This is a genomic window from Spirosoma knui (assembly GCF_054780635.1).
The window spans coordinates 322389-336105 of sequence record NZ_BAAGVY010000005.1 but is presented as its reverse complement, the minus strand read 5'-3'; the positions used below and the strand labels follow the sequence as shown (position 1 = coordinate 336105).

Annotated in this window: 10 protein-coding genes and 1 tRNA gene; 3 read left to right on the top strand and 8 right to left on the bottom strand. The window is 48.1% G+C overall.

Annotated features, from left to right (window positions below; genetic code table 11):
• Positions 1-8: 8 nt before the first annotated feature.
• The 8 genes from ACYVIY_RS13805 to ACYVIY_RS13770 form a co-directional block, all read right to left on the bottom strand.
• Positions 9-1325, bottom strand: coding sequence for a c-type cytochrome (locus ACYVIY_RS13805; RefSeq protein ID WP_460976934.1), 1317 nt, complete (start codon positions 1323-1325; stop codon positions 9-11).
• Between the two features lie 266 nt (positions 1326-1591).
• Positions 1592-1662 (bottom strand) — tRNA-Cys (locus ACYVIY_RS13800).
• 147 nt (positions 1663-1809) lie between these two features.
• Positions 1810-3591 carry a 30S ribosomal protein S1 gene (gene rpsA, locus ACYVIY_RS13795; RefSeq protein WP_460976933.1) on the bottom strand — a complete coding sequence of 594 codons (1782 nt, stop codon included), beginning with the start codon at positions 3589-3591 and terminating at the stop codon, positions 1810-1812.
• 245 nt (positions 3592-3836) lie between these two features.
• Positions 3837-4352 (bottom strand): HNH endonuclease, encoded by a 516-nt coding sequence (locus ACYVIY_RS13790; protein ID WP_460976932.1) that lies wholly within the window; start codon positions 4350-4352, stop codon positions 3837-3839.
• 72 nt (positions 4353-4424) lie between these two features.
• Positions 4425-4886 carry an SsrA-binding protein SmpB gene (smpB, locus tag ACYVIY_RS13785; protein ID WP_460976931.1) on the bottom strand — a complete coding sequence of 154 codons (462 nt, stop codon included), beginning with the start codon at positions 4884-4886 and terminating at the stop codon, positions 4425-4427.
• Between the two features lie 455 nt (positions 4887-5341).
• Positions 5342-5938 carry an OmpH/Skp family outer membrane protein gene (locus tag ACYVIY_RS13780; RefSeq protein ID WP_460976930.1) on the bottom strand — a complete coding sequence of 199 codons (597 nt, stop codon included), beginning with the start codon at positions 5936-5938 and terminating at the stop codon, positions 5342-5344.
• A gap of 55 nt (positions 5939-5993) precedes the next feature.
• Positions 5994-6356, bottom strand: coding sequence for a hypothetical protein (locus tag ACYVIY_RS13775; RefSeq protein ID WP_460976929.1), 363 nt, complete (start codon positions 6354-6356; stop codon positions 5994-5996).
• A 7-nt stretch (positions 6357-6363) separates the two neighbouring features.
• Positions 6364-8793, bottom strand: a complete 2430-nt coding sequence (locus tag ACYVIY_RS13770) for a penicillin acylase family protein (RefSeq protein ID WP_460976928.1) — start codon at positions 8791-8793, stop codon at positions 6364-6366.
• A gap of 160 nt (positions 8794-8953) precedes the next feature.
• Here ACYVIY_RS13770 and ACYVIY_RS13765 point away from each other — a divergent pair, with 160 nt between their 5' ends.
• The 3 genes from ACYVIY_RS13765 to ACYVIY_RS13755 all read left to right on the top strand — a co-directional run bounded on the left by ACYVIY_RS13765 (position 8954) and on the right by ACYVIY_RS13755 (position 13663).
• A complete protein-coding gene (locus tag ACYVIY_RS13765) occupies positions 8954-9571 on the top strand; it encodes an RNA polymerase sigma factor (protein WP_460976927.1) in 618 nt (205 codons plus the stop codon).
• A gap of 33 nt (positions 9572-9604) precedes the next feature.
• A complete protein-coding gene (locus ACYVIY_RS13760; protein WP_460976926.1) occupies positions 9605-9916 on the top strand; it encodes a hypothetical protein in 312 nt (103 codons plus the stop codon).
• A 228-nt stretch (positions 9917-10144) separates the two neighbouring features.
• On the top strand, positions 10145-13663 hold the full coding sequence (locus ACYVIY_RS13755; protein ID WP_460976924.1) for a VCBS repeat-containing protein: 3519 nt from the start codon (positions 10145-10147) through the stop codon (positions 13661-13663).
• The last annotated feature ends 54 nt before the right edge of the window (positions 13664-13717 follow it).

Below are 13717 nucleotides of genomic sequence, written 5' to 3'. Positions count from 1 at the left end.
CTGGTGGATTAATAGTGACACTTTGAACACTCTAAACCGCCGATATTGGCCACTTTAAGCGGCTCTTTGCTCTCTTTCCGATGAAGAGCTACGAGCTTGTCGTAGTAAGCGTTGTCTTTGGTATTAACCTCTGTTTTGCGGTGGCAATCAATACACCAGCCCATAGTTAATGATGAACGGTGTTCCACTACCTCCATCTTCTCAATCTCGCCATGGCACGTCTGGCACTGTACGTTACCGACATTTACGTGCTGAGCGTGGTTGAAATACGCAAAGTCAGGAAGGTTGTGTACCCGTACCCATTCGATGGGCCGGTTTTGCTCAATCGCTGCGTATATTTTCTGAATTTCGGGCGATTCTTTCTTAATCACTCCGTGGCAATTCATACAAATGTTAGCGGCTGGAATCGTAGCTGATTTTCCTTTATTAACACCAGTGTGGCAGTAATTACAATCGATCTTGTATTGACCAGCATGCAACTTGTGGGAATAAGCAATAGGCTGTTTAGGAGCATACCCTTGCTGAATACCGACGCTGTATAAGCCATCAAAAGACTCTTTTACCACTACAAAGAGGAAAAGCCAGATAACTATCGAACGTAGTGTAGAATTCCCAAATGCAGCAGACAAACCCTCTCTGAGCCGTTGTCCAAATGGAGCCGCGGTTTGGGTGCCATCTGTTGCCGTTACTGGGGTTACCGCACGAGACAGGATGGTCACGATAACCAGCAGAACACCTAGTACCAACAGCATCACTACTAAAAGAGCGACTAGTACAAAAGTGAATAATTCAGATGGTCCGGAAATTGACGAACCAGATCCATTCTGATCGCCACCGGCACCTCCACCGCCCCGCGCTTGCTGAGACCCTTCACCACCTACAGTAGCTTGAGCCGGTGCACTTGCCTGTTCAACATAAGCCAGAATTCCATCGATGTCAGCATCCGTTAGGTTCGGGAAGCTTGACATCTGAATTTTGTTGAATTTGTTGAAAACTTGGACAGCGTATGGGTCGCCACTGGCAATAACAGCCGATGAGTTGCGAATCCATTTGTGCAACCATTCTTTACCTGGAGTCCGGGACATGATTCCTTTCAAACCAGGGCCTACTACAACCTCTTCTGTCACAGCATGACACTGTGCACAGTTGTTGGTGAATAAGACTTTTCCTTTTTCGGCATCACCACCGCCGGACGGAGCTGGCGTAGCAGCGGCCGGTCCACCGTTAGCAGCCGCAACCGAGTCCTGCGCCTTCACCTGAGCGCTGTTTACAAACAACGTCAGAGATAGTGCTACGGCCCCGCAAAGCTTGGATAAGCTACTCATTTTATGAACTATATTTATTGAGTTAATCAACATAATTACCACTGACTTTTCACTGGCCCACAAAAGTACGACACGATTGCTGGATAGGCAAAAATTGCTGTTTAGTTATTTTTTACTCTCATTTTTATTTATATCGTTTCTAAGTAAGCACGCAAAAAGCGGTCATAATTGCCCTGACAACGATTTGTTTAGAACTATGTTCAACAAAAAGAGCCAACCTTAAAAGCTGGCTAGCTCTCAAGGTTGGCTCTTAAATTATTTTGAAGAGGTTCCGAGCGGATTCGAACCGCTGTACGAGGTTTTGCAGACCTCTGCCTAGCCACTCGGCCACGGAACCTTACGTTTATTTACCAAATCCTATTAAGAATGAATTTGGGAGTGCAAACCTACGCTTTTATCCGGTAAGAGGAAAGCATAGCCCTAAAAAAAAGTCCTCACTACCCGAAAACAGTGAGGACTTTTCAAAATCAACAAACCTGGTAGCTTAGTTGCGGCCTTCCATTTGCTCTTTCAACGCAGCAAGTGCATCGAGGTCGCCTAAAGTAGCACCACGCTCTGGCTGGCTGGCAGTCGGAGTTGCTTTAGGTGCTTTAGGCGCTTTAGCTTCTTTGGCAGGCTCGTTCTTCTCTTGCCAGGTTTTCGTATGCGAAAGCATAATACGCTTCTCTTCTTTCGAGAACTCAGTTACTTTGAAGTCCAACGTTTCACCGGCTTCAGCAAACGTACCATCTTCTTTAGCTAAGTTTTTCAGCGAAGAGAAACCTTCGATACCGTATGGCAACTCAAGCGTGGCCATCTTATCGTTCTTGCTGAGGATCGTGCAACGGTGCACAGTGCCTACTGCAAATACGCCTTCGAACGTATCCCACGGATTTTCTTCCAGTTGCTTATGGCCAAGAGCAAGGCGACGGTTGTCAACGTCTAACTCCAGAACAACTACTTCAAGCTCTTCACCAACTTTGATGAAGTCCGAAGGATGTTTTACTTTCTTGGTCCACGACAGATCCGATACGTGCACTAATCCATCAATGCCTTCTTCCAGTTCCAGGAAGAGACCAAAGTTGGTCAGGTTACGAACCGTACCTTTGTGTTTAGTACCAATAGCGTACTTTGTACGTAGTTCTGGACGAGTCCAGGGGTCTTCAGCCAGTTGTTTGATACCAAGCGACATCTTCCGGTCGTTCCGGTCGAGCGTCAGCACTTGAGCTTCTACTTCGTCGCCTACTTTCAGGAACTCCTGTGGGTTACGCAAGTGCTGCGACCACGACATCTCAGAAACGTGGATCAGTCCTTCTACACCTGGCATGATTTCAAGGAAAGCACCGTAATCAGCTACATTTACGATTTTACCTTTCACTTTCGAACCAACCTGAACATCTTCCGCCAGTGCATCCCATGGGTGGGCCTGCAGCTGTTTCATACCTAACGAAATCCGCTTTTTGTCTTCGTCGAAGTCAAGTACCACTACGTTGACCTTCTGATCAAGATGCAATACTTCTGACGGATGGTTGATACGGCCCCACGAAATATCCGTGATGTGCAGCAGACCATCGACACCACCTAGATCGATGAATACACCGAAATTGGTCATATTCTTGATCACGCCTTCCAATACCTGACCTTTTTCGAGGTTGTTCAGGATTTGAGCACGTTGTGCTTCGAGGTCTTTCTCGATCAGGACTTTGTGCGAAACGACTACGTTATCGTTTGCATAGTTGATCTTAACAACCTTAACTTCCATTTTCTTGCCAACGAAAATATCGAAGTCGCGAATCGGCTTAACGTCGATTTGCGAACCTGGCAAGAACGCTTCAATGCTGAAAATATCGACAATCAGACCACCTTTCGTCCGGCGCTTCACGAAACCATCAATCACGAGGTCTTCGTCCAGAGCCTTCTGAATTTTCTGCCAAGCCGTAATTACTTTCGCTTTTTTGCGCGAAAGCACAAGCTGACCATTCGGGTCTTCCTGGTTTTCTACGTAAACTTCAATTTCATCACCCATCTTCAGGTCCGGCATATCCCGGAATTCAGAAGCTGGAACCAACCCGTCCGACTTGAACCCAATGTTTAGCAACACCTCACGGTCTGTAATGCCAACCACGGTTCCCATCACCACTTCTTTCTCCTTAACCTCCGACAGGGTGTTGTCGTAGAGTTCCAACATCCGGTTGCGTTCTGCATCCGAATAGCCACTTCCGAATCCTTTGTTGTCTGCCCGGTCCCAATCAAATGCCGGCAGTTCGCGTTGCTGCGTTTTGCTCATAAAAAACGATTTCCTGACCCACTCGGTACATCAGCCCGTGGGTCAATGGCGGGCTGACTTTTGGTTTATAAAGTTGTCCTCAAAAAAGGACTGCAAAGATAGCAATTGCTTTCAGAAAAAAGTTTCGAATCAAACAAAACTGTTTGAAAAAGAGGAGAAAAGAGAAGAGGGGACGAAAAGAAGACCGGGCAGCTTTACAACTATCCGGTCTTCTTTTCGTCCCCTCTTCTCTTTCTATTACTTCTTTACTGAAACGCTTTTTCTTTCTTACTTAAAAAAGGCATCCAGCTCTGCTCCAGCGATCCGGAGAACTCGCGCAAGAAAACCAGAAAAGTAGGTTTGAATGGTTTCTGCCGCAGCTTGAGGTTTGCCTCTTCCGGTGTGTAGTCACCTTTTCTTGAATTGCAGCGCTTACAGGCTGTTGCCAGATTGTCCCAGCTTGTTTTACCTCCTCTTGATTTTGGTAAAACGTGATCGAGGGTAAGGTCCTCGGTTGTTCCGCAGTACTGGCAGCGGTGGCCGTCGCGCTTGAAGATATTCTGCCGGGTCAGCATAACGCCTTTGTAGGGCAGACTTACGTATCGATGAAGCCGAATAACCGACGGCATCGGAAACTCGGCTGAAACGGTTCGGAGCGTGAACTGCTCGGATTCGGCAACGAGTTCGGCTTTGTCTAAATAAACCAGCAAAAATGCTTTGGGAACGGAGCAGATGCTGAGTGCACTGTAATCTTGATTTAAGACTAATACTTTCCTGCCCATATCGCGTTTAGATGCCTCTGTACGGTAGCAAGTTACAGAGTTATCCACATATCGACAAGTAATGTGGAAAATTTAGTAGCGTTCTCGTTGCATATCCCGTTTCACCTCACGCTCCTTGATACTGTCACGCTTATCATAAAGTTTTTTACCTTTTGCCAATGCTATTTCAAGCTTAGCAAAACCCCGGTCGCTGGTGAAGAGCCGAATGGGTACGATTGTCAAACCCTGATCCTTTAACCGCTCGGTAAGGCGTTTAATCTCACGCTTGGTCAACAGCAGTTTACGATCACGTAAAGGCTCGTGATTATAATGAGTCCCCTCTGTGTAGAGAGAAATGTTCATTTGCCGAATAAACAATTCATTTCCTAACAGAAGGCAGTACGCATCCTGTAGATTGACTTTGCCTTGCCGAATGGATTTTATTTCCGTTCCGGTAAGAATAATACCCGCTGTGTACTTGTCTAAAAATGAGTATTCAAACGAAGCCCGGCGGTTACGGATATCAACTTGTTTAGTGATGGAAGCAGAAGCCATAGAAATAGGTCAACAAGGCTACAAATGTAGCTAAGTAAGACCAACAACATTTGAAATCACGTAGTGGTTTACCAGGCTGTTGGAAAGAACAGCTTTGTAGTAGGATGAGGACGCCCGGCGGGCCAGTGTTTTCGTTCAAAGAACGGTATCGAAGTCACAGCCTCAAGACTCGGTACAGCACCAGCCCAACCAGACGATATTGAGCGTATTATCGGGAAAGGCAACTTGAACTAGTTACTTGATCCGAGGCAAATAAAACACGTAATTATATAACTATCAAAGAAATTAACTATTAAAACCTTTTTTTATCCATATCTATACGTATTGCAGGAATACGTATCTCAAATTATCAATAGGTAAATAGTTACATGTAGTAGATTACGGTAAAACAACACGGGGTGCAGAACAAACTCTTGTTCTGCACCCCGTATCGATGAAAAAGACTTTATATCTGCTTACTTCTTAGCTGGCGTCTGCTTAGCCTGATATTCTTTATTCAATCCATCCAGTATCGCTTTCGTTTGATCGGCCGCTGGGTTGGCGAATAAGATACCTCCTCCTTTTGTGTAGCCAAGTACAAACTCATACTTGTTTTGCGCGTTAATCTTTTTCAGATAGTCATAAATCTGATCGTACAACTCTCTGTTTTTAGACTGCTCTTCATTGGCCAGATTTTGAGCGGCCCGCTCCCGATAAGCCAGAATGTCCTGCTGTTCTTTTTGCAGAGAGGCCTCAGTAGCGCGCCCCTGTTCCTGGGTCATTGTTGCAGCCCGCTGCTGAAAGAAGGCTACTTTATTTTGAAGATTACGTCCTTTAGCCGCTAAATCGTTTTCTAATTGAAAGCGCTTGCTTTCGAGGACTTTTTGGGTGTCTTTAAAATACTCGTATTTCGTTAACAGCGAATCAACATTCACGTATACTATTGACTTACCTTTTGCCTCAACAGGAGCGACTGGTGCGGCTTCGGGTTGGCGATCTTTGAAGTGTAAATAGTACAGGACAGCTACGGCAATCGTCAGGATGACGTTCAGAATCAACGAGGCATTCTTCACGGGAAATGAATTAGTTAGTTACAAATTTATCCTACAAATGTAGGAGATTTAAGATTCAGGATGTACGATTTACGAGTTGATTTCCGGTAGCTTGTCGAACAAAGTAGCCAGATACACCAGCCAATCCTCCAACTAAGCCACCCAGAATAGCGGTCACCAATGCAGGGAGTACCGTTGTATTGGTTTGAAACAGCAGTTGGCTGATACGTCCTACGTACGCGCCATCTGTCTGCCATTGGATGATAAGAGCATAGATGAGCCAAACTAGCGCAATTCCGACAAAGCCAGCTAAGAACGACTTAGTGGCCGTGTTGCTACGCCAGAAACAAACCAGGAATGCAACCAGAGCCAGGCTCCACCAGGGCAGAAAAAGCTGGGCCACCAAACTTAAAAGAGCAATTAGAATTAATTGAATCATGGGGTCATTAGTTGATAGTTACCCGCCGTTTGATACGTGGGTGTTTGTCCTGAGCCGATTGCAAATAAAGCAGTTCGTTTAGCTGACCTGTCCGCCACGTATCGATCATATTCATGTAATAAGGGCTGCCCGGATTACCTGACTGACCGCCCGGATAAACACCGTAGGCCTTAAGCTGTGGCCCAACGGCGACTACCATCCGCCATGAGGGGCCGTTACGTTCGCTGGTCGCGTTTACGATGCCATTGCCGCCACCAATCTGCACATTTACTGCGCTCAACGCATCCAGACGGGCTAAATGACTGATTTTTGTAGCTTTATGTTGTCCCCAATGCCAGGTCGGACCAATCGCGCCGTGCTGTTTACTGAGTGTATCAACGGCTGCCTGAAAGCTTTGCGTTGTGATCTGAGTGATGGTTTCCCGAGCGGGCGTTTTGACGTTATCAAACCAAGGCGCGTTGGGTTCTTTCTGAGCGAGCTGGAGCGTCCGGTCGAAGCTGGGATAACGCATCGTAATGGTGTCATTGCTCCCGAACTCATCGCCCCAGAGTGCATCCATAAGCTGACGAGACCATTCGGCAAACACGGTTGGCCCCACCTCCATTACGTCGTTGTTATACTGCCAGGATTTGATAACCGCTAACGCCTTGCGCTGCTCAGCCGTCAATTTCTGTTCCTCCACGTACGGCAGGAAAACCGGCAATACGTTTGCGGCACGCAGGTTATAATTATCATTCTGAAGTTGACGAAGACTATCGGGCGTTACTTGCTGCATAACGCTCAGACGTTGATTAATTCGAGTCCCGCGCTCCGAAGGGGCAAATTGCCAGTTTATATAGTACGGATACGTTAGGTCGGTAGACGATTGATTGGCCGAGCTGACAAAGCCCCGCGCCGGATTTTTTACGTGTGGGTTCTGGTCCATAGGAATCCAGCCATGCCAGTCGTGAGCCGGATCGGTACCATCGAGAAGGTATTTGCCCTGCTCTTTCCACTTAAGCGGAAAACGTCCGTTTGGTGTGATCGCAATGTCTTTCGCTACGTCGGCAAACACAAAATTCTGCGCCGGAGCAGCGTAATAACTCAACGCGTTCCGGTAGTCATCGTAGTTCTTCGCTCGATCGAGTAAATAATACGTCAAAAAATCATTGGATTCCTCGTGGGCGATCCAGCGGGCGGCATACCCAACCGGAACGTTTTTGGCAAACGGCTTCTCTCCTACTGTGTACATAACCGGACCATGATGCGTATACAGCACCGTATCCACTACGTCGGGCTTTCCTTTTACTTTAATCACCTCGATTCTGCGCTTAACGGGTTTCCACTGGCCGCCGTGCCAGTATTCCCGTCGGGAAGCATCTTTGAATTTGATCTGATAAAAGTCGAGCACGTCAGCACCGACGTTTGTAACACCCCAGGCGACTTGCTTATTAAAACCAATGATGACGCCCGGAGCACCCGGCATGGAAGCTCCATATACGTTCAAGGTCGGGGTAACCAACTGAATTTGGTACCAGATCGACGGCAGGTTCAACGCCAGGTGCGGGTCGTTGGCCAGGATGGGATAGCCAGTTGCTGACTTTTGGGCCCCGACAGCCCAGTTATTACTTCCAATCGTTGGGTCATGCTCAGGCCAGCGCATGGCTAGTGGAGCCGAGTTCGGGAGCGCATTTTTAGGGGTCGTTGGCACTGGCACCGGTTTGAAGTCCCACTTTGTGCCCGCTGGAACAATTGGATCTTCCTGAGAAGGATAATCGGGAAACAGATCGTTCGTTACCACGGCTCCGTACTTCTTTAGTACATTGCTCATATTCAAGTCATCGGCTCCTAACGCCAGTACGCCCGACATGTATTTTAAAAAATACGCACACTTGATCGGTTGCCAGGGTTCTGGTGCGTACCCAAGAAGTTTGTATTCCAGAGGGAACTGGGCGGGTTTCAACTGCTTGATGTAGGCGTTGATTCCAGCAGTATACGCTTCAATCGACTCCCGGGAACGCGGATCGGCCAGCATTGCTTTTACGGCCTTTTCGGCGCCGAACCCCATTCCTAATCGTCGATTATACCGATCTAACTCTAAAGCTCGATCACCGACAATTTCAGCGACACGACCAGCCGCAGCATGCGTCTGAAACTCCATTTGCCACAACCGGTCCCAAGCGGTAAGATAACCTTGGGCAAAATATGCATCATGGTCGTTCTGGGCGAATACGTGCGGAATAGCCAGATCATCGAATACGACCGTTACCGGTGCTTTGGTACCGTTTAGCTTAATCGCTTCGTCGGTATTTGAGTTGATTGTTTCCGCATTTTGCCAGAATCCAGCAAAAGGGCTAAGTAGAGGGCCGAAGGCGGGAACGCTTCCCCAGGGGCGATTTAATGCCCAAATAAGCGCTATGGAAATGATTGAAAAAAGAACAGCTTTTATGTATTGCATGAACGGTTAAACTACCAAAGATAATCCAGCCACAAGTTTACTATTGCACCCTACAAATAAAAAGTATTCCTTTCCTAATTAGGTTATTTCTTTTTTATATTTGTCTACAGCGAATGTCAGAAGCCAGGTTAGCTCCCGCCGTTCGAAATGCATTAAGCCTATGTATGCGGAACTGACAGATCTGGAATTAACGCTGCGCCTGGCGCAAAACGATAAAACAGCGTTTGAGACTCTGTTTTATCGGCATTATCGGTATTTGTATACCATAGCCAGCCAATATCTGAAAGATCCCGTATTAGCAAAAGAGGCTTTACAGGATGTTTTCCTGAAGCTATGGAACCAGCGAACTTATCTGGACTCCTCACAACCCATAAAAGTATACCTGGCAACCGTTATGCGTCGCCATGTTCTTAACCGTATTCGTAACGATCGCCAGATCATTCTTCGCCATATTGAACATCAGCACGGCGTAACGCTTATTGATACAAATGCGGACGAACAGCTCGTTTTTGACGACTATAATACAGTTGTTCGGCAGGGTCTGGACAAACTACCAGCCCAACGGCAATTGGTGTTTATTCTTCGCTCGGTCGATGGCCTGACTAACGAAGAAGTGGCTTCTAAATTAGAAATCCCCATCCATACCGCCAAAGCTCATTATCAACAGGCCTGTCTTTTTTTGCGCGACTACCTTCGGCAGCATACTGGTGTTGAAATGCTGTCCTTCTTGGCAATCACGTTCGCTAATCTATTGCAGCCTATCCTCCTCTTCGAATAATTCGGTATACTACATTCTGTACTGCCTTTACCTATGACCGAACAATTACTGCAGCGCTATTTTACGAATCAAGTATCGGCTGACGAAGCCCGGTATGTATTAGATTGGTTTGCCACACACGCTGGTAAAACGTATTTGACGCGTCGGCTTACAACTCAATTGAACGACGTCGATTGGCACGTACCGTCGGCCGGTAACGTACCCGATGCGGATCAGCTATTCAACCGGATTCGCCAGCAAACAGAAGCGCCTAAGCAATTGCCTATTTTCACTCAGAAGCGCAGCTGGTTTGATCAGCCAATACGCTGGGTTACCATGCTGGTTGACGCTACCCGAGTTCACTAATACCTGTTACGTTGCTGCACGACGTGAAGATGCTTTTCAGCAATCCTGATTTAGAGCGCAATCGAATTGCTACCAAGCTCATCACTACGTATCAGCATTGCGAAAAGATAATTGACTAACTACGCTTCAAAACACTACGTATCGTTTTATACCTGACTGATCTAAAGTAAGATGATTGTCAGTTATGGCTCCAGAACAGGAGCCGCGAATTTTGCTTACCTTTCACCCATGCGAGCTTTTTCTATTCTGACCGGATTCCTCTTCCTTGCCCTGGTCAGCTGTACCCATCCCTCCTCCCGATTTGAACGATTACCAGCTAGTCAAACCGGAATTGCCTTTGCGAACGAAATCACCGAGAGCGACACGCTGAACGTAATGGATTTTGAATATCTCTACAACGGTGGGGGCGTCGGCGTCGGGGACTTCAATGGAGACGGCCAAAGCGATTTGTTTTTCGCGGGTAATCAGGTATCGAGCCGGTTATACCTGAATAAGGGAAAGTTCAAATTTGAAGACGTAACGGAATCGGCAAACGTAGCTACGCGCAGTTGGTGCACAGGCGTAGCGGTTGCCGATATTAATCAGGACGGTCGACAGGATATTTACGTCTCCACGATTCACCCCAAGCGTGATAAGTCGGTTCCTAATCTGCTCTTCCTCAATCAGGGAAATGATGCCAATGGTGTTCCGAAATTTAAAGAGGTGGCCTATACCGCTGGACTGGCCGATTCGAGTTATACGACCCAGGCTACATTCTTGGATTACGATCGCGACGGCGATCTGGACGTTTTCCTGTTAACAAATGCCCTGGAGTCCTTCAATCGCAATAACGTAATCGGCCCCAGGAACGACGGCTCCGCTCGAAGTGTGGATAAGCTGTACCGAAACGACGGCCTCTCAGCCGACAACATTCCCCACTACACAGATGTGTCGAAGCAAGCCGGGTTGATTCACGAAGGATGGGGGCTGGGTGTGCTTGTTAATGATATTAACCAGGATGGCTGGTCAGACATTTATGTAGCCAATGATTTCCAATCGAACGATGTCTGGCTGATCAACAATCACGACGGAACGTTCACCAACCGGATAAACGAAGCCCTCAAGCATCAGAGTCACAACAGCATGGGCGTTGATATAGCGGATATCAACAACGACGGCTTGAATGACATGATGGTGGTAGACATGCTGCCCGACGACAATCTGCGCCAGAAAACCATGTTCTCCAACGTGCCCTACGACCGCTTTCAGTTGGGCCGTCGGCTGGGTTATCAACAGCAGTACATCCGCAATGTGCTTCAGCTCAACCGGGGCTTCCGTCCGCAAACGCTACGTTCAGCAAGGAGCGTTACGTCCCCCGACGCGCCAAATGATGTGCCTTTGTTCAGTGATATCGCTTATCTGACCGGAACTGCGGCTACCGACTGGAGCTGGAGCGCTCTTTTTGCTGACCTTGACAACGATGGCCTCCGCGATTTGCTGATTACGAATGGGTACCGCAAAGATATCACCGACCTTGATTTCACCACGTACAATCGCGAGGCTAACGTCTTCGGATCGGATGCAGATCGGCGCGCCGGTTTATTGAAGCGCATTAACGATTTAGAACCTGTTTATAAACCGAATTTTCTGTTTCATAACGACGACAGTCTTCGCTTCTCGAACGTAGCCGACAGTTGGGGGCTGGCAGATCCTTCGTTTACGAACGGAACGGCTTATGCGGACTTCGACAATGATGGTGATCTGGATCTGGTCATGAACAACATCAACGATCCAGCTTTCATTTACCAGAACCACACGATTGATGCCGATACCGAATCGCCCCGGCCCCATTACCTAAATCTGAAGCTCATTGGCAAACAAGGGAACCTGGAAGGCTTAGGCGCGCAAATAGTCCTCTGGACCGGTCAGAACATGCATTATGCCGAATACACCCGGCAGCGTGGTTACCAATCGACGATGGAAGCTGGCGTGCACTTCGGGCTGGGCAGCGCGGCTAAAATTGATTCGCTGAAAATTCGCTGGCCGAGTGGAGTTGGTCAGGTGCTTCGTAACATTCTCGCCGATCAAACGCTAACGTTAAATGAACGTCAGGCGACTGTTCAGCCAAACCTGTTTATGCAGCGCCAGCAACCGGCCAGCACCTTACTCACCGACGTATCATCTTTAGCTGGCTTGGCTTTTCAGCATCAGGAAGATGACTTTGTCGACTATAAAGCGCAGCAAACTTTACTGTTTCATAAGCATTCTCAGATTGGTCCGGGAATGGCAGTGGGCGATGTCGATAACAATGGTTTTGATGATATATATGTCGCGGGTTCGGCAAACAAAGGCGGAACATTCTTTCTACAGCGTCCGAACGGTACGTTCCAGCGGAAAGATCGGCTTGCCAAACGTGCCGAGGAAACGGGCGTGCTTCTGCTCGACGTTGATCAGGACAATGACCTTGATCTATACGCCGTGCATGGAAGTACTGAGTTTGGCAAGAATCCGGCTCTTTATCAGGACAGTCTTTATCTAAACGATGGCAAAGGCAATTTCAAGGTTGCACCGGGCGCATTACCCCGTACCGAAGCCAGTGGCTCGTGCGTGATTGCCGCCGACTTCGACCAGGACGGCGATCTGGATTTGTTTGTAGGCGGCCGGGTTGTACCTCAGCGCTATCCCGAACCGGCCCGAAGTTATTTGCTACGTAACGACAGCCGCCAGGGCCAGGCTCGCTTCACCGACGTTACCGATCAGCTGGCACCCGGTTTAAGCCAGGCAGGTTTGGTCTGTGCTGCGCTCTGGACGGATGTTGACAACGATAATTGGCCCGATCTCATGCTGGCCGGGGAATTTATGCCGATTACGGTTTTCAAAAATCAGAAAGGTCGTCGGCTTTCGCGGCTGGCCATGCCCTCTCTGGCGAATACCGTCGGTTTTTGGAACAGTCTTACCGCCGGAGATTTCGACAACGACGGTGATATGGATTACATCGCCGGTAACCTCGGACACAATAATCGGTTTCAGGCTTCTCCGGATCACCCGGTATCCGTGTACGCGGCCGATTATGATAAAAACGGAACGCTGGACCCCATCCTGAGTTTTTACAATGGTAATAAGGAGTACCCCGTTCATCCGCGTGATGTGTTAACCGATCAGATACCGTCGTTCAAGAAAAATATGACGTCCTATGCTGCCTATGGGAAACTCACGCTGGATGAATTGCTTTCGGAGGATCAACGAAAGGAAGCGATCACAAAACGAGTAACCTATGTATCGTCGGCGTATATTGAGAACCGCACAGGTACGTTTGTCATCCATGAACTTCCGTTAGAAGCGCAGTATTCACCCGTGTTCGGAACAGTGGCTACTGACGTTAACCAGGATGGCAACCTGGATATACTGCTAACCGGAAATGATCACGCTACCGAGGTCTTATCGGGCTGGCAGGACGCTGGCTTAGGCCTGTGTTTGCTGGGCGATGGCAAAGGGAATTTCAAACCCTTACCCCCTGAGCAATCTGGTTTTGTGGTGGATGGCGATGCCAAAGCGTTTACGTCGGTTCTGATGGCCAACGGGCGCATTTGTTACGTAGCAGCGCAGAATAACGGTCCACTCAAAGCCTTTGGAATCACTAACGACCGATTCATTTATAAGCGCATTAGCGGACCCGAATCAGGTGGTGACAAGAAGCGCCAATCCAAGGTCGGATGGGGCGGTGGCTATCTTTCCCAGTCATCGCGGTTTATAGCGGTTACCCCTTAACTACCAAAAGAAATTGTACTTTTGAGCCGACCGTTCGTTCATCTGCATGCGCTT